The organism is Amycolatopsis sp. M39, assembly GCF_001651785.1.
Taxonomy (GTDB): domain Bacteria; phylum Actinomycetota; class Actinomycetes; order Mycobacteriales; family Pseudonocardiaceae; genus Amycolatopsis; species Amycolatopsis rubida.
Window position 1 is genome coordinate 1 of record NZ_LWSF01000001.1, and the last position, 18589, is coordinate 18589.

The 18589-nt window shown below is 69.3% G+C and carries 18 protein-coding genes; 7 read left to right on the forward strand and 11 right to left on the reverse strand.

The window, feature by feature from the left end; translation table 11 throughout:
• Nucleotides 1-150 precede the first annotated feature (150 nt).
• The 3 genes from A4R44_RS00005 to A4R44_RS00015 all read right to left on the reverse strand — a co-directional run bounded on the left by A4R44_RS00005 (nucleotide 151) and on the right by A4R44_RS00015 (nucleotide 3055).
• A complete protein-coding gene (locus tag A4R44_RS00005) occupies nucleotides 151-825 on the reverse strand; it encodes a heme oxygenase (biliverdin-producing) (RefSeq protein ID WP_067575165.1) in 675 nt (224 codons plus the stop codon).
• Between the two features lie 72 nt (nucleotides 826-897).
• Nucleotides 898-1506: a TetR/AcrR family transcriptional regulator gene (locus tag A4R44_RS00010; RefSeq protein WP_067576480.1), complete on the reverse strand. Its 609-nt coding sequence runs from the start codon at nucleotides 1504-1506 to the stop codon at nucleotides 898-900.
• A 52-nt stretch (nucleotides 1507-1558) separates the two neighbouring features.
• Entirely contained in the window at nucleotides 1559-3055 is a 1497-nt protein-coding gene (locus tag A4R44_RS00015; RefSeq protein WP_067575167.1) for a glutamate-cysteine ligase family protein, read from the reverse strand.
• A gap of 217 nt (nucleotides 3056-3272) precedes the next feature.
• Between A4R44_RS00015 and A4R44_RS00020 the strand changes: the two genes are divergently transcribed.
• The 3 genes from A4R44_RS00020 to A4R44_RS00030 are packed head-to-tail and all read left to right on the forward strand — an operon-like array spanning nucleotide 3273 to nucleotide 5089.
• Entirely contained in the window at nucleotides 3273-4094 is an 822-nt protein-coding gene (locus A4R44_RS00020; protein ID WP_067575169.1) for an RNA methyltransferase, read from the forward strand.
• A gap of 32 nt (nucleotides 4095-4126) precedes the next feature.
• Nucleotides 4127-4717 (forward strand): DUF2537 domain-containing protein, encoded by a 591-nt coding sequence (locus tag A4R44_RS00025; protein WP_067575171.1) that lies wholly within the window; start codon nucleotides 4127-4129, stop codon nucleotides 4715-4717.
• A gap of 18 nt (nucleotides 4718-4735) precedes the next feature.
• Nucleotides 4736-5089, forward strand: a complete 354-nt coding sequence (locus tag A4R44_RS00030) for an MmcQ/YjbR family DNA-binding protein (protein ID WP_067575174.1) — start codon at nucleotides 4736-4738, stop codon at nucleotides 5087-5089.
• Nucleotides 5090-5245: 156 nt separating this feature from the next.
• On the opposite strand, the gene sepH is transcribed toward A4R44_RS00030, so the two are convergent.
• On the reverse strand, nucleotides 5246-6082 hold the full coding sequence (sepH, locus tag A4R44_RS00035) for a septation protein SepH (protein WP_037819957.1): 837 nt from the start codon (nucleotides 6080-6082) through the stop codon (nucleotides 5246-5248).
• 249 nt (nucleotides 6083-6331) lie between these two features.
• On the reverse strand, nucleotides 6332-7456 hold the full coding sequence (gene serC, locus A4R44_RS00040) for a phosphoserine transaminase (protein WP_067575176.1): 1125 nt from the start codon (nucleotides 7454-7456) through the stop codon (nucleotides 6332-6334).
• A gap of 306 nt (nucleotides 7457-7762) precedes the next feature.
• Between serC and A4R44_RS00045 the strand changes: the two genes are divergently transcribed.
• Nucleotides 7763-8206 (forward strand): hypothetical protein, encoded by a 444-nt coding sequence (locus tag A4R44_RS00045; protein ID WP_067575179.1) that lies wholly within the window; start codon nucleotides 7763-7765, stop codon nucleotides 8204-8206.
• A 250-nt stretch (nucleotides 8207-8456) separates the two neighbouring features.
• Here the strand turns inward: A4R44_RS00045 and A4R44_RS00050 are convergent, their stop codons facing one another.
• The 5 genes from A4R44_RS00050 to A4R44_RS00070 are packed head-to-tail and all read right to left on the reverse strand — an operon-like array spanning nucleotide 8457 to nucleotide 13264.
• On the reverse strand, nucleotides 8457-9803 hold the full coding sequence (locus tag A4R44_RS00050) for a serine hydrolase (RefSeq protein WP_067576481.1): 1347 nt from the start codon (nucleotides 9801-9803) through the stop codon (nucleotides 8457-8459).
• A gap of 23 nt (nucleotides 9804-9826) precedes the next feature.
• Nucleotides 9827-10450, reverse strand: coding sequence for a response regulator transcription factor (locus tag A4R44_RS00055; protein ID WP_067575181.1), 624 nt, complete (start codon nucleotides 10448-10450; stop codon nucleotides 9827-9829).
• Nucleotides 10447-11634 carry a sensor histidine kinase gene (locus A4R44_RS00060; protein WP_232791447.1) on the reverse strand — a complete coding sequence of 396 codons (1188 nt, stop codon included), beginning with the start codon at nucleotides 11632-11634 and terminating at the stop codon, nucleotides 10447-10449. The genes A4R44_RS00055 and A4R44_RS00060 overlap by 4 nt, the downstream gene beginning before the upstream one ends.
• Nucleotides 11613-12428: an ABC transporter permease gene (locus A4R44_RS00065; protein WP_067575185.1), complete on the reverse strand. Its 816-nt coding sequence runs from the start codon at nucleotides 12426-12428 to the stop codon at nucleotides 11613-11615. Before A4R44_RS00065 ends, A4R44_RS00060 begins: the two co-directional genes overlap by 22 nt.
• Entirely contained in the window at nucleotides 12425-13264 is an 840-nt protein-coding gene (locus tag A4R44_RS00070) for an ABC transporter ATP-binding protein (protein ID WP_095213126.1), read from the reverse strand. The genes A4R44_RS00065 and A4R44_RS00070 overlap by 4 nt, the downstream gene beginning before the upstream one ends.
• 152 nt (nucleotides 13265-13416) lie before the next feature.
• On the opposite strand from A4R44_RS00070, the gene A4R44_RS00075 reads away from it, so the two are divergent.
• Nucleotides 13417-15123 carry an SDR family oxidoreductase gene (locus A4R44_RS00075; RefSeq protein WP_067576482.1) on the forward strand — a complete coding sequence of 569 codons (1707 nt, stop codon included), beginning with the start codon at nucleotides 13417-13419 and terminating at the stop codon, nucleotides 15121-15123.
• Nucleotides 15124-15137: 14 nt separating this feature from the next.
• The gene (locus A4R44_RS00080) at nucleotides 15138-15719 is read left to right on the forward strand and encodes a TetR/AcrR family transcriptional regulator (RefSeq protein ID WP_067575189.1); all 582 of its coding nucleotides are present in this window, start codon (nucleotides 15138-15140) and stop codon (nucleotides 15717-15719) included.
• 52 nt (nucleotides 15720-15771) lie between these two features.
• Here the strand turns inward: A4R44_RS00080 and A4R44_RS00085 are convergent, their stop codons facing one another.
• Nucleotides 15772-16911: a citrate synthase 2 gene (locus A4R44_RS00085; RefSeq protein WP_067575191.1), complete on the reverse strand. Its 1140-nt coding sequence runs from the start codon at nucleotides 16909-16911 to the stop codon at nucleotides 15772-15774.
• Between the two features lie 1370 nt (nucleotides 16912-18281).
• Here A4R44_RS00085 and A4R44_RS00090 point away from each other — a divergent pair.
• Nucleotides 18282-18584 carry an urease subunit gamma gene (locus A4R44_RS00090; protein WP_067575193.1) on the forward strand — a complete coding sequence of 101 codons (303 nt, stop codon included), beginning with the start codon at nucleotides 18282-18284 and terminating at the stop codon, nucleotides 18582-18584.
• Nucleotides 18585-18589 lie beyond the last annotated feature (5 nt).

Here is an 18589-nt window from a genome sequence, read left to right on the forward strand (position 1 = left end):
AGTCGTAATCGAGTTCGGGCAGCTCGTACCGGGCCATGGGCCCTCCTTTGGTCGACGCGCGGTTTTGCTTGGCGGCTTCCCTCCCGGGAGCCTTCTGAAACCGAGCGTCGTACTTCAAGCTAGGTAGAGGTCAACCCGCTGTGACCCGGGTCATGCCGCCGGGTCCCGGTACCGCGCGAGGTCGAGGGCCAGTTCGTCGAACACCGCCACGTTGTGCTCGAACGCGACCACGGATTCGTCGATCACCCGGGCGCGGTCGTCCTCGCTCCATGGCGCCTCGTCCAGCTTCGCGCGGTACCGGTCGCGGAACGCGGGGGCGCTGCCGATCTCGTCGAAGCGGTAGAAGTGCGTGCCCGCCTCGGCGAGGTCGAACTTCTTCTCCAGCAGCCGCCGGATGATCTGGCCGCCCGCGATGTCGCCGAGGTAGCGCGTGTAATGGTGCGCCACGAACCCGCCGGACCAGCGCGCCGCTTCGGCGATCCGCGCGGTGTAGGCCTCGGTCGCGGCGAGCGGCGCGATCTCGGTACGCCAGCCGGGGCCGACCAGGCGGGCGAGGTCGCGTTCCAGCGCGGGCAGCCTGCGCAGCTCCTCGAACACGAACTGGCCGCCGACCGGGTCGTCGGCCATCGCGTCGCCGGCCCGCTCGATCGCCTGGTAGATGAAGTAGTACTGGGTGGCCAGCGCCGCGTAGCCGGCCAGCGTCAGCTCACCGCCGAGCAGTGCGTTCATGTACGTGGAGTGGTTGGCCTTGTCGTGCACTGTCCTCGTCGACGCGCGCAGCTGTCCGGAGAACGGGCTGGCTTCGAGGTCCGCGGTCACCGTCATGAAGGCCTCCCGACGTTCTTTCTGACAAGCTGTCAGAAAGAACTGTAGGCCATAACCGGTACTTAGGCTACCCTAAAACTCACTGTTTTCACTCGAACCGACCGCCCGCCGGACGAACCGCACGGCGGACTCAATGGCGTTTTCCAGCTGGTCAGCGGCCACATCGATGACCTGACGGCTGCCGAGTGCCGCGGTGATCATCGGGACCACCACATCGAGGTCCTGTGCGGGCCAGCTGTCGGCGTCGACTCCGGCGAGCAGCACCGAACGAAGCTGTTCGATGATGGGATCCGCGTGTGCGCTGATCCGCTGATACGCCGCGGGCGCGAGAGCGGACTCCAGTGCGGTGCCCGGCGGAAGGTGGTGCTCGGCCAGCACGCGCAGCTGCAGCCGGACGAACGTGGCAAGTTGGGCGGCCGGGTCCGGTTCGGCGTCCACCGCCTCGCGCAGCCGCTCGACATACCGCGCGGCCTCGTCCTCCACGAACGCGACGAGCAGGCTTTCCTTGTCCGGGAAGTGGTTGTACATCGCGGTGCGGCCGAGCCCGGCCTCCGCGGCGACGCCGGCGAGCGTGATCGCGTCGAATCCGCGCTCGTACAGCTGCGCGCGGACGACGTCGAACACTCGTGACCGCACCTCGCGGCGGTGCGCTTCGAGCGAACCGCCCAGCACCTTCGGCACGCGCGCCACCCCCTTCCCGTGCGAAACACTGTAGGGGACCGCGCAAAACGGCTCAGTCGTCAAGCGACCAGGTGTGCACCGGCTCTCCTGTCTCCGAGAGCTCCAGGTATCGCCGCAGCATCCAGTTGAGCGCGGTTTCGCGGTCGGCGCCGCGTTCGTGCGCGCGCAGCACGTAGTCGCGTTGCCAGGCCGCGCCGCTGCGGCGGGCGAGGCACCGGCGTTCGATGATGCCGAGGTAGCGCACGCGGGCTTCGTCGGACACATCCGAACGACGCAGGCCCTCGTGTGCCAGCGGCAGCAGGACGCGCAAGGCCAGCTCGTCCGGGGGGATCCAGCCGATGCCGGGCCAGTACAGCTGCGCGTCGAAACCCTTGCGTGCGCCCTCGTGCAGGTTTTCTTCCGCGGCCTGGAACGACATCTGCGACCAGACCGGCCGGTCCTGTTCGGCCAGCGCGCGCTGGGCGCCGTAGAAAAACGCCGCGTTGGCCACGATGTCGGCGACCGTCGGACCGGCGGGCAGCACGCGGTTTTCGATGCGCAGATGCGGCAGGCCGTCGACGACGTCGTACACCGGCCGGTTCCACCGCCAAATCGTGCCGTTGTGCAGCCGCAGTTCGGAAAGTTTTGGCGCCTGCCCGGATTCGAGCGCTTCGATCGGGTCCTCGAGATCGGTCTCGGGCAGCAGTCCGGGGAAATAGCGGACGTTTTCCTCGAACAGGTCGAAGATCGACGTGATCCACCGTTCGCCGAACCACACCCGCGGCCGGACGCCCTGGTTTTTCAGTTCCTCCGGCCGGGTGTCGGTGGCCTGCTGGAACAACGGGATCCGGGTTTCGTGCCACAGCGCCTTGCCCAGCAGGAAGGGAGAGTTCGAGGCGAGCGCGATCTGGACGCCGGCCAGGCACTGCGCGGCGTTCCAATGCGCCGCGAATTCCTCGGGGGCCACCTGTAGATGTAATTGGACTGAAGTACAGGCGGCCTCCGGGAGAATGGACTCCGCGTAGTGCCGCAGCCGCTCCGGCTGGGCTCCGGGCAATGCCGGACCGTCCAGCGCGAGCGCGATCCGCTCGCCGCGGGCGGCGAAGATCTCGTCGTTCAGCGACGAATAGCGCGTTTTGTGGGAAAGCCACTTCTGATCGAAATGCTCCGCTCCCAGCGTGGGCAGAATGCCGATCATGGCCACCGACGAGCCGGTGTGCGCCGCGCTCGCCTGCGCTTTCGCGAGATAGGAGTGCAGGTCTTCTTCCAGGCGCAGCGCGGAATCCCCGGCGAGCGGACGCGGCGGCACGTTGAGTTCCAGGTTGTGCTGGCCGAGTTCGGTGGTGAACGAGGCGTCGTCGAGCGCCTCCAGCACGACCGAGTTGGTCATCGACGGGCGCAACTGCCCGTCCACCAGGTTCAGCTCGACTTCGAGGCCGATGTTCTTGCGGGGAAAGGAAAAACTCCCGTCGGTGAGCATTCGGGCCAGGGTGTCCAGGCACCGCTGGACCTTCCGGCGGTACCGTCCGCGATCGAGCCGGCCGGGATGTGCCGAGAGATCCGTACCCATGGTTCGACGCGCTCCTTGGCTGCTGTCCGCAGTGGTCTGGGCGGCTAGTACGCCAGGCAGACCACCGTCGCACAGCGCGGCGCCATGGGCTAGCGGCCAAACTGGTGCTCTCCGTCACCGGCGGTTGACCCTGCGCGCAACTACGCCGTTTGCCCTAAAGCAGGTCGCGCGTTCGGACCAGCGGGCACGGGTTCGGGCGGATGCGAGACTGTCCGATGTGGCTCAACTGATCTTCACCGAGGACCGGGCGCATCCGGGGCTCGACGACTTCCGCGACCTGTCCACAGCGGACCGTCGCCCGGACCGCCCCGGCGGGCGCGGACTGGTGATCGCCGAAGGAACCGTCGTGGTCGGACGGCTGCTCGCTTCGCGCTATCCGGTGCGAGCACTGCTCGGCGTGGAGAGACGGCTGCGGGAATTGGAAGACGAACTCGCGGGCGTCGACGTGCCCGCGTATGTGACGTCGGCGGAGACGATGGCCGAGGTCGTCGGGTTTCACCTCAATCGCGGAGTGCTCGCGGTCGCGGATCGCCCGGAACCGCCGACGGTCTCCCAAATCGTGGACAGCGCACAGGTTTTGGCAGTGCTGGAAGGTGTCGGCGATCACGAAAACCTCGGCGCGCTTTTCCGCAATGCCGCCGCGCTCGGCGTCGGCGGGATAGTGCTCGGTCCAGGGTGTTCGGATCCGCTTTACCGGCGCAGTGTGCGCGTTTCGATGGGACACGTGCTGCGTGTCCCGTTCGCGACCCTCGACAGCTGGCCCGGCGGACTGGATGTGCTGCGGGCACGGGGTTTCACGGTGGCCGCGCTCACTCCGCGCGCGGATTCCGTACCGCTGCGCGGATTGCGCGAAAAGGTGCCGGGCCCGATCGCGCTGCTGCTCGGCGCCGAGGGGCCGGGGCTGACGGACGAGGCGATCGAGGCCGCGGACGTCGCCGTCCGCGTGGAGATGGTGTCCGGCGTCGACTCGCTGAACGTCGCCACGGCCGCGGCGATCGCGTTCCACGAAGTCTCGGCGGGGTCCGCCCCACTAGAGTGACCCCCGGCACGTTTCTTGCGGGGAGGGGCACCATGGAGCTGCGCATCCGCGGCGAGCAGGCGGTGCTCGCCGGGCCGGGCGGCGAGCACGCGCGAGAGGTCGACCCGCGCCGGCTCGCGATCGGTGCCGACCTGGCGCAGGCACTGCACGAGTGGGCGCGCGTGGCGTCGGCGGTGGCACGCTCCGACTCGGACGTCGATGTCGCCGGTTCGGTCGTGTCGCAGCGCGGACGTCAGCTCGCCGCGCGACTGGCCGCGGTGATGGGTGCCGAGGTGCGCTTCGTCGACCCGGTGACGGGCGTGGAGACGGTGGTCGAACCGCCGCCGCGGCCGGATCGACCGGCACGGGCCCGAACGCAGGAGGAGCCGACGCCTTGGCTCACCGGGCTGACCGTGTCGGTCTTCGCGGCCGCGGTGGTGGTCGTGGCGATGCTCGCGCTGGCCACCACACTCGCCCGCGAGACGAGCGTGTGGCTGGCGTTGATCGCGTCGCTGGTGGTGACCGGCGGGGTCGCGCCGTCCCTGTGGCTGGGCCGGAACGTGCCGATCCTGCGCTGGGCGGTGTACGGCGCGGGTGGCGGCCTGGCGCTCGCGTGGATCGGCGTGCTGGCCACGGTGTTCTGACTCGCGGATACTGCTGAGATGGCTCCGCTCGACAATTTGCGCGCCCTCTGCCTAGCGCTGCCCGAAGCCACCGAACGACTCAGCCACGGCGAACCAACGTGGTTCGTCCGTGGCCGCAAGACGTTCGTGATGTTCGCCGACCAGCACCACGACGACCGGATCGCGTTCTGGTGTCCCGCGCCGCCCGGGGTGCAGGAGGAACTGGTGCGCACCGAGCCCGAGCGGTTCTTCCGGCCGCCCTACGTCGGGCCGAGCGGATGGCTCGGCGTGCGGCTCGACGTGGATGTCGACTGGACCGAGGTGGACCAGATCGTGCGCGAGGCCTACCGGCACGTCGCCCCAAAGAAACTGGCCGCCCTGCTGGACGCCTGACCCTGGCCTCCGCGCTTGCGCCGTTGTACGTGAGGGGAACCCCGAGAGAATCAGATTCCCTCAGGGCTCCCCTCACGAACCTCTCCTGGAACGAAGCCATCGCGGCCCGCCCCCGCCAGCCGGGGCACCCGCAGCCCTGGCTGGAAGCAGGCGTGATCAGCCGCGCTGGGTGCGGACTCCGAGCAGCACGTCCTCCCAGGACGGCACGATCGGATGGTTCTTCTTCGCCTTCGTGCGCGGCTGTTCGGCTTCGTCGCCGTCGGACTCGCCCGGGACGCGCGGAATCTCGCGGGTCTCGTCGTCGCCCTCGTCCGGACCTTCGATGGCGCGCGGTTCCTCGACGGCGTCGAGCGTCGGCTGCACCACCGAATCGCGAGCGGGGGCCAGCGCGCGCACGGTGCGCGGGGCGACGTACGAGTTCGGGTTCAGCAGGACCTCGGCGTTCTCGTCGAGCGCGTGCACCGTTCCGCCGTGCGCGCCGGGCGAGAACGACCAGTGCGCGCGGTTGTCGGAGCGGCCTGCCTTCCAGCGCAGCACGACGACCCACTTGCCGTCGTCGCCGCGCCAGGCGTCCCACGCGGCCTGGTTGTAGTCGTGGCCGCGGACGCCGAAGGCGTAGGCGATGACCTCGCCGAGCGTCTGGACGTCGGGCCCGTCCTCGCGGACCGGGTGCGCCGACTGCGCGAGTTCAGCGGTGCGGGAACGTTCGAGCAGCACCGGGTAGGCGAATCGCTCCACCCGCTGCGTCGAGACGCCCGCGCTGCTCGCGACCTGCTCGACGGACTCGCCCGCGCGGATTCGCGCCTGGATCTCGCGTGGCCGCATCTGGCTCTCCAACTCGATCTCGATCTGGCCCAGCCGGGCTATGTCCCCCCTCGCCGCCGCACGCAGTCTCTCGTCGGCCGGGAGCAGGAAGCGGGTACGGCTCGCCGGGTCCTCCAGCACGAGGGACTTCCCGTCCTCGTGCAGCCCGACCACCCGCAACGCCCGCATTTCTCGCCTCCCCGGTGTTCACCTTTGTGGGTGCCCACGTTAGAACGGCGCGTCGGCTTGACGTGCGAGGCGCGCCGACGCCGCACCCATCCGAACTCAATCCGACGACACTTTCCCGGCCATTTTCGCGGCGCCGGTTCCCCGCCGCTCCCGTGACACGCCGACCACGGTGTGTCACGAACGAGTGGTCGTCAACGCATATCGCCCCGCGAGCCGGACGGCAGGCGGGGCGATATGGGCGTTTTCGGCTCAGCCGAGCCGTTCCACGACGTATTCGATGCTCTGGGTGAGCTTCGTGACGTCGTCCGGGTCGATCGCCGGGAACAGGCCGACGCGCAGCTGGTTGCGGCCCAGCTTCCGGTACGGCTCGGTGTCGACGATCCCGTTGGCGCGCAACGCCTTCGCGACCGCGGCGGCGTCGACCTCGGCGGCGAAGTCGACCGTGCCGACGACCTGCGAGCGCAGCTCCGGGTTCGCCACGAACGGCGTGGTGTACGAGGTTTTCTCGGCCCAGTCGTAGAGCCGGGTCGAGGATTCCTTGGTGCGCGAGGTGGTCCAGTCGAGGCCGCCCTGGCCGTTCATCCACTCGATTTGCTCGGCGAGCAGGAAAAGCGTGGAGACCGCGGGGGTGTTGTAGGTCTGGTCCTTGCGCGAGTTGTCGAGCGCCGTGGTGAGCGACAGGAATTCGGGGATCCAGCGGTCGCCGCCGCCGATCTCGCCGATCCGCTCGATCGCGGCGGGCGAGGCGAGCGCGATCCACAGCCCGCCGTCGGACGCGAACGACTTCTGCGGCGCGAAGTAGTAGACGTCGAAGTCCTCGGCGCTGACCGGAAGACCGCCGGCACCGGACGTCGCGTCGATCGCGACCAGCGCGCCGTCACTGCCTTCGGGTCGCCGCACCGGCACCGCGACGCCGGTGGAGGTCTCGTTGTGCGCCCAGCCGACGAGGTCCGCACCCTGCTGATAGGCGATCTCCGGCGCGCTGCCCGGGTCGGCCTGCACCACGATCGACTCGCCGAGGAACGGGGCCTTGTTCGTGACGGTCGCGAACTTCGAGGAGAACTCGCCGTAGGTGAAGTGCTGGGCGCGCTCGCGCACGAGGCCGAACGCGGCGGCGTCCCAGAACGCGGTCGTCCCGCCGTTGCCGAGGATGACCTCGTATCCGTCCGGGAGCGAGAACAGCTCGGACAGCCCGGCGCGCACGCGGCCGACGAGCGACTTGACCGGCTTCTGCCGGTGCGAGGTGCCGAGGTAGGTGGAACCGGACCGGGCGAGGGCGGCGAGCTGCTCTTCGCGGACCTTCGAGGGTCCGCAGCCGAAGCGGCCGTCGGCCGGCTTGAGGTCTGCTGGGATCGTCAACTCAGCGTCGGTCATGTGCTTAGTCTCTCAGGTCGGGACAACGCAGGTAACGGCGGTTGGCGGGTGTCCGGCATGTGGAATCGTGACGGAAACGCACGGTTACCGGCCGCGCGGGCGGTGGTTTGCGCCCTTCGCCTTGGCGGCGCTGGTGCACCCGTAGGACTCGACTGCGCCGATCGGCCTGACGGTGACGCTGGTGCTGGCTTGCGTGCCGTGGCGACGTGCGTGGTTCCGCCGTTTTCGCTCTCGCGTTCCTCGCCGGGTCGCTGTGGTGGCCGTGGGGCCGGGTGCCGCCGAAAGGATCAACGCGAGGTCCGCGCCGTGCTCGACGGGGACACCACTCAGTGGGACCACGGGCAGGAGATCCCGAGAGTGCTGCGCGCCATGGTCCGTCCGCGCGGCTACCTGACGTTGCTCGACTGCCCGCCGGAGCACGCACGCGAACTCCGGCGGACCGGACAGCCGCGGCTGGGCGAGCCGGACTCGCGCGGCCGGGTCACGGTGGAGATCTGCGGAGTGGCGACGCCGGGGAGCTACACGACTTGCCTGTCCGGAAGCTCTCGCTGCGGAGGCTGCGCTGGCGGGCCGCCGTCGCCGCGCCCGCCTCGGTGCTCGCGGGCGGCGATCGCGCTGGGCGGCGTTCTGATTTCCCGGCGGCTCCGGGTGGCCGGTGCTGATCCCCGCGCTGCTCTGGGGCGGGTTCGCGGTGGCGTGGAGGACCTGGCAGGCCGGGCGCGGTTCGCGCGGCCGGACCGGCAGGTGTGACCCGATCAGCTGATGACCGGCTGGCTCGTGCTCGAACCGGCCGGTCAGGGCGGTTCGAGCACGAGCACTGTCCGCCGGAGGTCGCCGCCGAGCTGATCGAGTATCGGCGGCCGTGCGTGTTCGGGGCGCCGCGGCCGGGCGACGTCCTGCTTGGGCCAGGACGGCTACGCGAAAGCGTGGCTGTCCCCGACCAGGCGAGCGCCCGACCTTGACGCCGAGGAGCCCGGCGTCAAGGTCGAAGCCGGCTGGCTCAGCGCCACCCAGTCTCGTCCAGCCCGCCTGGAATCGGCGCGGCCGGGTCGTACGGCGTGCGGCTGAAGATGAACGTCGCGAGGTTCAGGTGGTTCGCCGTCCCGTCCGCGTCGCGGCCGACGGTGAGCGTTTCGCCCGCGTAGTAGCCGTCCAGGCCGATCCAGGTGTCCGGGCCCGCGGGACGGAACCGCGACGCCCGTCCGGCTCCGACGGCCGGGTTCAGCGAGATCAGGCCGTCGCCCTGCACGCGCAGGAAGTACGGCGACGGGCCCCAGTGCCACAGCCCGGTCAGTGCGAGCAGCTCAGGGTCCACAGTGGACGGGAGCCACTCGTCGGGCAGCGCGGGTTCGAGGTCGTCGGCGGTGGTGATCAGGTCGAGGCACAGCTGCGTGATGTTGACGCCCGAGGTGGAGTTCGCCAGGCACAGCGCGCCGGTGCCGCTGCGCGGGTCGACGACGGTCGCGGCGAGGAAACCGGGCATCGAGCCGGTGTGCCCGGCCAGGTGCCTGCCCTGATAGCGCACGACCATCAGGCCGAGGCCGAACCCGGTCGACCACACCTCGGTGTCGTCGACGGTGTTCATCGTCCGCATTTCGTCGACGGTGTCCGGCGAGAGCACGTCGCCGGTGTGGCCGCCGAGGAACGACGTCCAGCGGCCGAGGTCGGTGATGGTGGACCAGAGCTGGCCGGCCGGGGCCATCGCGCCGGCGTCCGGCCACTTCTCCGGCATGAGCACGTCGGCGAAGGGATGCACGGCGAATCCCTCGGCGTGCGCGCCTTCCGGATGCGGCGTCGTGCGGTTCATGCCCAGCGGGGTAAGGATTTCGTCCCGCACCACGTCGAACCACGGCCGCTCGCGGAGCCGGGCGACCAGCTCGCCGAGGACGCCGTAGCCGACGTTCGAGTAGTGGAACTTGAAGCCGGGACGCAGCTTCGTCGCGTCCTTTTCGAGGCTCGCGACGAGCGCCGCCCAGTCCGCGCCGGGCGCGCGCTCCCACCACTGGCCGGGCGATTCCGACGTGAGGCCCGACGTGTGCGACAGCAGTTGCGCGATGGTGACCGAGCCGAACGCGGTGCCCGGCAGATGCCGTTCCAGCGGGTCGGTGAGGTCGAGTTTGCCCTCGTCGCGCAGCCGCATGACCGCGGTCGCGATCATCGTTTTGGTGATCGACCCCAGCCGGTACTGCGTGTTGTCGTCCGGGCGCTGGTCGCCGACGCGGCCGCGGGCACCGGACCAGACGACGTCGCCGCCTCGGACGACAGCGGCGACGAGGGACGGGGCGCGGCTGACGGACTGCTCGTGTGCGAGCCGTCGGTACAGGGCGAGTTCGGTGGTGTCGAGCATGGCCGCCATTCTGCCCGGCAAGCTCAGCCGAGCAGTTGCCGGTCCAGCGCCGTCGTGACCGCCGCCGTGCGGTCGGAAACGCCGAGCTTCGAGAACACCCGCAGCAGGTGGGTTTTCACCGTCGCCTCGCCGATGTGCAGCTCGCGGCCGATTTCGGCGTTGGTGCGGCCCTTCGCGACCAGCCGCAGCACCTCCACCTCGCGAGCGGACAGCGGCGACACCGGTTCCGGGTTTCGCATCCGGTGCACGAGCTTGCCCGCGACCGACGGCGCCAGCACGGTCTCGCCGCGATGCGCGGCTCGGATCGCACCGGCCAATTCGGTGCGCGACGCGTCTTTCAGCAGATATCCCGACGCGCCCGCCTCGACCGCGCGGAGGATGTCGGCGTCGGTTTCGTACGTGGTGAGCACCACGATCCGGCGCGCGGGCGTTTCCTTGAGGATCGCGTGGATCGCGCCGACGCCGTCGAGGCCCGGCATGCGCAGGTCCATCAGGACGACGTCGGGCTGTTTCACGCGGTCGAGCGCCACCGCTTCGTCGCCGGAACCGGCTTCGCCGACCACCGTCAGGTCGTCCTCGGCTTCGAGCATGCCGCGCAGTCCTTCGCGTACCACGGGATGGTCGTCGACGAGCATGATCGTGATCACACGGGCACCTCCAGTTCCAGTTCGGTGCCGCCGTTCGCGCCGGTCCGCACTTCCAGGGTGCCGCCCACCTGCTCGGCTCGCGAACGCATGCCGCGCAACCCGAATCCGAACACGTCGGCGTCCGGGGTGAAGCCGCGCCCGTTGTCCTCGACGCGCAACCGTATCGCTCCGTCCACAGCGGACAGCCGCACGCGGACGAGGGCCGCGCCCGAATGCTTGCGTACGTTCGACAGCGCCTCTTGCGCCGCGCGCAGCAGCACTACTTCGACCGCAGTGGACAGTGGCGGCAGCCCTTCGTCCACTGCGCACTCAACCGGAATGCCTAGCTCCTCGGCGAGCCGATCTGCCTGCCGCCGGATGGCTTCCGGCAACGAGCCAGTGGCCAAATCGGACGGTGCGAGCGCCGCGACCATCGCGCGGGCTTCGGCGAGATTCTCGCGCGCGGTACGGCCAGCGAGCGCGAGATGTTTGCGCACTGTGGACAGATCAGTGTCCAGTTCGGACTCGATCGCCTGGGTCAGCGTGATGATGCTGGTGAACCCCTGGGCGAGCGTGTCGTGGATTTCCCGCGCCAGCCGCTCGCGCTCGGCCGCGGTGCCCGCTTCCCTCGACAGGCGGGCGACCTCGGCCTGGCTGGATTCCAGCTCGCGGATCAGCTCGGCGCGGGCGTGGCTCTCCCGCAGCACATCGGTGGCGAACTTTCCGGCCAGCAAGCTGAAGGTGATCAGGATCGCGGTCATCGGCAGCAGGATCGACAGCAGCTGGCCGTTCCAGCCGCCGTTGAGCACCCCCGAAACGGGCTCGAACAGGATCAGCAGCGTGGTCGCCACCGCCGCCGGGCGCAGCTCCAGCAGCATGAACAACAGCGGGCAGGCAATGAACAGCGCGAAGCTCGCGGTGGTGGTCGCGAGCATGGCGGTACTCATCAGCGCGATCAGCACCGCTGCCGCGATGTGCGCGCGTCCGCTGTGCGCACTCTGCACGAGGCGCCGTCCGACGGCGAGGTACCCGGCCACGATCGCCGCCAGCGCCGCCTCCGCCACGATTTTCGCCGTCGTCGGCCTGTCGCTGCTGAAGAGCACCAGGAGGGCGGTCGCCACGTAGGCGACCGCGAACAGCACCTCCCAGGACCAGTACGACCGCTCCCACGCGTCGGCTTGGTTCACTTCGCTTCGTTCGTCCACCGGAACGTCACCCTCGCGAGCACCAGGCCCACCACGCACCACACCGCCAGCACCAGCGCCACCTTCGGAAGCTCCCATGTCCCCGCCATTTCCTGGGTCGCGGCCTCCGGCGGAAGGAACACCGAGCGGAAGCCCTGGCAGATCCATTTCAGCGGGAAGAACGACGCGACGTCGACCATGATCCTCGGCAGGTTCGTGATCGGCGTGACGAACACCCCGGAAATGAACTGCAGCACCAAGTACACCAGCTGCACCAGCGCCACGGTGCCGTTGGCGGTGCGGGTGGCCGAGCTGATCGCGATGCCCAGCAGCGTCGAGGAGACGATCCCGAGCAGCAGCACCCAGAGCAGGGTCAGCCATTTCGCCGGATCGGACGGCAGTTCGAGACGGAACAGCAGCATCGCCACCGCGGCCATCAGGACGGTCTGCGACACACTGGTCACCGCGACCATCACCATCTTGCCGGCGAAGTAGGCCGGCGCGGGCATCGGCGTGCCGCGCAAGCGTTTCAGCGCACCGATTTCCCGGTCCGCGGCGATGCCGATGCCGACGCTGTTGAACGACGTCGACACGATGCCCGCGCCGATCATCCCGGCGGCGAGCAGCTGCCCGGACGACACCCCGGCCTGCCCGGTCGGGCCGTCGAGGATGGAGCCGAGCAGGATCATCAGCACCGCGGGCAGCGAGAAGGTGAACACCACCTGCTCGCGGTTGCGGAAGAACTGCCGCAGTTCGAGCGCGCCGCGGGCGAGGCCCAAGCGGAACGTGCCCGGCACGGCCATGGTCGTGGTCACGGTTGCTCCCCGATCAGGTCGAGATAGACGTCTTCCAGGCTGGGGCGCGTCACGGTGAGACCGGTGAGTTCCCCTCGGTCGGCGGCGAGTTGCGAGACGAGTTTCGTCGGGAACTGCGTGCGTTCCTCGTGACTGCCGCGTTCGTCCTGCCACCGCACGACCGCCTCGGCGCGTTCGCGGCCGCCGAGCGTCGCCGGCGTCCCCTCGGCGACGACCGAACCGCGCGCGATCACCGCGAGCCGGTCGGCCAGCGCCTCGACCTCGTCGAGATAGTGCGTGGTCAGCAGGATCGTGGTGCCCTCGTGGGCGAGCCCGTCGATGAGCGCCCAGAACTGCCGCCGTGCCTCGGGGTCGAAGCCGGTGGTCGGCTCGTCGAGGAACAGCAGCTCTGGACGGCCGATGATGCCGAGGGCGACGTCCACCCGGCGGCGTTGCCCGCCGGACAGCGACTTCACCCGCGCGCCCGCCTTCGCGGTGAGGCCGACCTGGTCGATCACCTCTGCCGGATCACGTGGGTTCGGGTAGTACTTCGCGAAGTGCCGCACGGTCTCCGCGACGGTCAGTTCCGCCGCGTCGGTGGCCGTTTGCAACACGATGCCGAGGCGGGCGCGCCACGCGCGTCCCGCGGTACCCGGGTCCTCGCCGAGGACAGTGGCTTCCCCCGCCGTCCGCTGCCGGTGCCCCTCCAGGATCTCGACGGTGGTCGTCTTGCCCGCGCCGTTGGGCCCGAGCAGGGCGAACACCTCGCCGTCACGGATGTCGAGATCGATCCCGGCCACGGCGAGGTGGCCCGGGTACTCCTTGCGCAGTCCGCGCACTCGCACTGCTGTGCTCATGGGGTCCAGCGTGCGCCGCCGAGGGTGGCTCGCGGGACGTCCGGGCAGTGGAATCCGGTTGTCCGTCGAACGGTGGACACGGTGGTTTCCCGTGGAACCACGACGCTCGCTGTTGACAAGTTGTCTAACATGACAAGATGTCTCACAAGCAGGTGACTGCCAGCGACGGAGTCCGCCTTTCGGTCCGGGTGAGCGGCAACCCGGACGGGCCCACGGTCGTGCTCGTGCACGGATATCCGGACAACAGTTCGATGTGGGACGGCGTGGCCGAGGAGCTGCGCCGCGCGCACCGCGTGGTCGTCTACGACGTGCGCGGCGCGGGCGAATCCGACAAACCGCGAGCGCGCCAGGCGTACCGGCTGGACCAGCTCGCCGACGACCTCGCCGCGGTGGTCGACGAGGTGCAGCCGTTCGGCAAGGTCCACCTCGTCGCGCACGACTGGGGTTCGATCCAGGCCTGGCACGCGGTCACCGGCGACCAGCTGCGCGGCCGGATCGCTTCCTACGCCTCGCTTTCCGGGCCCAGCCTCGATCACGCCGGCGCGTGGTTCCGTGCCCAGCTGACTCGCCCGACGCCGCGTCGTCTCGGGCACGCGCTGCGGCAGTTCCTGCACTCGTACTACATCGTCGCGTTCCAGGTTCCGTTGATCCCGGAACTGTTGTGGCGCACGGGAATCATGCGCACGCTGATCGGGAAGCTGGAGCCTGCCGAATCGGCGCCGAAGACGGCCGACGGCGTGCACGGCCTGAAGCTTTACCGGGCGAACATGGGGCCGCGGCTTTCCCGGCCGCACCCGCGTCCGGCGGAAATCCCGGTGCAGGTGCTCGCGCCGACCGGCGATTCGTACGTCACCACGCCGCTGCAGACCGAGGTCGAGCGCTGGGTTCCGGATCTGCGCGTCCGGCGGGTGATCGGTTCGCACTGGATTACCCGGACCAAACCGGAAGTGGTTGCTGCCGCGGCAGCCGAGCTGATCGCGTCGGTGGAAACCGGCGAGGAAACGCGGGCGCTGCGGCGGGCGCGGGTCGGTCGCGGCAGCGGTCGCTTCGCCCACCACCTCGTCGTCGTGACCGGTGCGGGCAGCGGCATCGGCCGGGAGACCGCGCTGGCGTTCGCGGCCGAGGGCGCGGACGTGGTGGTCAGCGACATCAACGGCGATTCGGCGGCGGAGACCGCGAAACTGGTGCGGGAACGCGGAGTCGATGCCGGCGAGTACACAGTGGACTCTTCGGATGGCGAGGCGGTCGCCCGGTTCGCCGAGCAGGTGCGCGACGAGTTCGGCGTGCCGGACATCGTGGTGAACAACGCCGGGATCGGCATGTCCGGCCCGTTCCTCGACACCACGATCGAGGACTGGGAGAAGGTCGTGGACGTCAACCTGTGGGGCGTGATCCACGGGTGCCGAGCGTTCGCGCCGATGATGCAGGAACGCGCTGAGGGCGGGCAGATCGTCAACCTCGCTTCTGCCGCGGCTTATCTGCCGTCGAAGATCCTCACCGCTTACGGCACCACGAAGGCCGCCGTGCTCGCGTTGAGCAATGGCTTGCGCGCGGAGTTGGCGTCCGAGGGAATTGGCGTGACCGCGGTTTGCCCGGGGCTGGTGAACACGAACATCACCAAGACCACCAAGTTCGTCGGCGCCGACGAGGTCGAGGAGAAGCGGCGGCAGAAGGAATCGTCGAAGCTCTACGCCCGGCGCAATTTCGGTCCGGAACGAGTGGCGCGCGACATTCTGCGTGCGGTGGAGAAGAACGTCGCGATCCAACCGTCCACTCCGGAAGCGAAGGTCGCGCTGGTCCTTTCCCGACTGACGCCGGGGTTGCTGCGTGCGGCGGCGAAACTGGACGTCACGCCGTGAGCCGTCCGCGCCGGATGACCGCGCAGGCCCGGCGGGACGATCTGATCGCGGCCGCACTGGACTTGTTCGGCACCCGGGCTCCGGAATTGGTCACGGTGGACGACATCGTGGCGCGCGCCGAGGTGTCGCGGCCGTTGTTCTACCGGTATTTCCCGAGCCTGCGGGAACTGCAAATGCAGGCACTGCGCACGGTCACCGACGGTTTGGTCGACCGGCTCGCGACGCTTGAGGAAGGCCCGCCGGAAGAACGGCTACGCGCGGCCGTACGCGGTCTCGTCGATGTCGCCGCGCACTACCGCGAAGGCTATGTCGCGTTGCTGCGCAGCGGTTCAGTCATCGCCACTTCGGAGACGGATGCCGCGATCGACGAGGTCCGCAATCGTGCCGTCGAGCTGATCCTGGAGGCACTCGCGATCCCCGAACCGGCACCGTTGGTGCTGCTGACCCTGCGCTGCTGGACCGCAGTGGTCGAGGGCACGTTGCTGTCGTGGCTGCAGGAGGGCACCGTCCCGCGCGAAACGCTGGACGGCTGGCTGGTCGATCAGCTCACCGCGATGCTCGCCGCCACCGACGCGCACCTGGCCACAACGCCGTGAAGGACTCCTTGGGGGAATCCAATTCCCGCAAGGAGCCCTTCACGGACTCAACTCAGATCTGGGTGACGCTGTCCCAGCCTTCGACCTCGGACGGCGTGCGCGGGCCGGGGCCGACGTACTTCGCCGACGGACGGACCAGGCGGCCGGTCTTCTTCTGCTCCAGGATGTGCGCGGCCCAGCCGGCGGTGCGCGCGGAGGAGAACATCGCGGGCATCATGTGCGGCGGCACCTTCGCGAAGTCCAGGATCACCGCTGCCCAGAACTCGACGTTCGTTTCGATCGGGTGGTCCGGACGGCGTTCGCGCAGCTCGGCCAGCGCGGCCTGCTCCAGCGCGGCGGCCACCTCGTAGCGTTCGGCGCCCAGTTCCTTGCAGGTGCGGCGCAGCACGCGGGCGCGCGGGTCCTCCGCGCGGTACACGCGGTGGCCGAAGCCCATCAGCCGCTCCTTGCGGTCGAGAATGCCCTTGACCAGCGCGCGGGCGTCACCCGAGCGCTCGACCTCCTCGATCATCGGCAGCACGCGCGCCGGGGCGCCGCCGTGCAGCGGGCCGGACATCGCGCCGATCGCGCCGGACAGTGCCGCCGCAACGTCTGCCCCGGTGGAGGCGATGACGCGCGCGGTGAAGGTGGAGGCGTTGAGGCCGTGTTCGGCGGCGGAAACCCAGTACGCGTCGACCGCTTTGACGTGCGCCGGGTCCGGCTCGCCGCGCCAGCGGATCATGAAGCGCTCAGTGATCGACTTGGCCTCGTCGACCCGCGACTGCGGCACCGCGGGCTGGCCGATGCCGCGTGCGGACTGCGCGACGTAGGACAGCGCCATCACCGAAGCACGGGCGAGCTGGTCACGCGCCTCCTCGTCGGTGATGTCGAGCAGCGGCCGGTAACCCCAGATCGGGGCGAGCATGGCGAGCGCGGACTGGACGTCGACCCGGACGTCGCCGGTGTGCACCGGAAGCGGGAACGGCTCAGCGGGCGGAAGCCCGGTCCCGAACCGCCCGTCGACCAGGAGCCCCCATACGTCGCCGAAGGTCACCTTCCCGGCGAGGTCCTCGATGTCGACGCCGCGGTAGCGCAGCGCGCCGCCGTCCCGATCGGGTTCGGCGATTTCGGTCCGAAACGCGACGACGCCTTCGAGTCCAGGCCGGAACCCGTCGTCGGCTTCGTTGGTGGTGCTGATCGTGGAGGTAGTCACTCTTCGCGAACCCTTTCGATGCGCATTCCCCGGCTGTGTTGTGCACGCGCGGACGGGATACACGCTGGCTCCTTGCGCGCCTCATCGCACGGTGGGACAAACCATGCTCCCTTTACCCGGCTGGGGCAACGGAAGATGTCGTGGTTTCGGTCACGATTACGAGAACGATTCAGTCCAGGTGAGCCCGGGACGCTACTTTCTCCCGTCGAGTGAGGTGACCGCTGACTGGTACCCCGGTGGCCCGCAGGTGAACCCCGGCTTGCGGAGACGGGCGGGTGTCACGCTCGGTGAGCGGGGCGGTCGCCAGGCGTGCTCCAGCAGCGGCGGGCCGCCACTGGCGGCGAATTGGGTCTTGAACGAACTGCCGGGCGGCACTTCGCCTGGATCAGCTCTTCGGCAGGAGCGGTTCGAGGGCGGTGGCGCACTTCTCCGCGGCTGGCCTCGGCTGTGGGCAGGCCTGACGCGACGCCGAGTTCTGCCCTGGAACGAGGCTCGACAGCCATAATGACCGTGCAGTGCCCAGGTGAACTCAGCGGTTCGGGCTGCTCGATGGAGGGGCGGCCGTTGACGTCGCCTCGCCGGGCCGTTTCCGGGTGAAGAATGTTGTCTGTATGGAGCTTGTCCTCTTGCGGAACCAGGCTCACGTCGAGACCGTTGGCCATGCCGGCGGAGGCTTTCGCGAGGCACAAGAACGGGTGTGGTCGGCAAGGGCAGGGGCGGCCTTGGGGAAACCCTGGCCATCGAGGATCTGGTCCAGCAACGCGCATTGATTCCGCGCCGCGAACGGGTTGCCTGCCGTTGGTGCGGTGGCCGGGGACGCCGGCCTGTCCGGCTGAGGCGTTCCGACGACCGGGCCGGAGGAGCATCCAGCCACCACTATGCCGAGTGATACAGAGCAGCTTTTGCTCGGGCGGGGTTCACTTGCCGCCCGATTTCTTCTCAAGTTCGGCGAACGAGACGGTATGTGTCCTTCGCTTGTTCGACGCCTATCCTCATGTGCTCCAGGTTGGGCAGCAGGGAGTCGGTATCCCCGTCTGCCGACCTTGGTGTTGACCTTGGCTACTTCCTCGGCGTATTTGGAGGAGCCGATCTCGGCCATCCGGTTGCCGCCGTCGAGGAAGAAGGCGCGGGCCTTGATATGCGCTGGCTTCGTTGACCGCGAACGAGCCGTCTTGCGCGAGGGTCCTGAGCCGGGCTTCCCGAATTTCGCGCCCGTCGTAGCTCCCCTCCGCCGCTTCGACCGACGATCCCCGCAGGACAGAGATTGGCGGGCCATCGCACTCGCTGGCAGCTGACCGCGGGTGACCCGCCAGGTAAAAACTGCGTTGCCGAATCAGGCGGAGCGGTCTCTCCGGTGGTAGACCTTTGCCATGCACCTGAGCCCGCAGGAACGCGACAAACTGCTGGTCCACGTCGCGGCGGACGTTGCTCGCAAACGGCTTGAACGCGGTCTTCGGCTCAATTACCCCGAAGCCGTCGCGCTCATCACCGACTACGTGCTGGAGGGCGCTCGCGACGGGCGCACGGTCAGTGAGCTCGCCGCGGGCGGGCGCACCGTGCTGACCCGGGCGCAAGTGCTCGACGGGGTGCCGGAAATGGCCGATTCCGTCCAGGTGGAAGCCACTTTTCCGGATGGCACGAAACTCGTCACAGTGCACGAACCGATCGGTTGAGGAGG

What these genes read in the sequence shown, in the direction of transcription:
- A4R44_RS00050 (WP_067576481.1), bottom strand. Translation starts at nt 9,803, where the DNA reads ATGCTCGACACCACCGAACTCGCCCTGTACCGACGGCTCGCACACGAG.
- A4R44_RS00080 (WP_067575189.1), top strand. Translation starts at nt 15,138, where the DNA reads ATGACCGCGCAGGCCCGGCGGGACGATCTGATCGCGGCCGCACTGGAC.
- serC (WP_067575176.1), bottom strand. Translation starts at nt 7,456, where the DNA reads ATGACCGACGCTGAGTTGACGATCCCAGCAGACCTCAAGCCGGCCGAC.
- sepH (WP_037819957.1), bottom strand. Translation starts at nt 6,082, where the DNA reads ATGCGGGCGTTGCGGGTGGTCGGGCTGCACGAGGACGGGAAGTCCCTC.
- A4R44_RS00005 (WP_067575165.1), bottom strand. Translation starts at nt 825, where the DNA reads ATGACGGTGACCGCGGACCTCGAAGCCAGCCCGTTCTCCGGACAGCTG.
- A4R44_RS00025 (WP_067575171.1), top strand. Translation starts at nt 4,127, where the DNA reads ATGGAGCTGCGCATCCGCGGCGAGCAGGCGGTGCTCGCCGGGCCGGGC.
- A4R44_RS00070 (WP_095213126.1), bottom strand. Translation starts at nt 13,264, where the DNA reads ATGAGCACAGCAGTGCGAGTGCGCGGACTGCGCAAGGAGTACCCGGGC.
- A4R44_RS00030 (WP_067575174.1), top strand. Translation starts at nt 4,736, where the DNA reads ATGGCTCCGCTCGACAATTTGCGCGCCCTCTGCCTAGCGCTGCCCGAA.
- A4R44_RS00090 (WP_067575193.1), top strand. Translation starts at nt 18,282, where the DNA reads ATGCACCTGAGCCCGCAGGAACGCGACAAACTGCTGGTCCACGTCGCG.
- A4R44_RS00015 (WP_067575167.1), bottom strand. Translation starts at nt 3,055, where the DNA reads ATGGGTACGGATCTCTCGGCACATCCCGGCCGGCTCGATCGCGGACGG.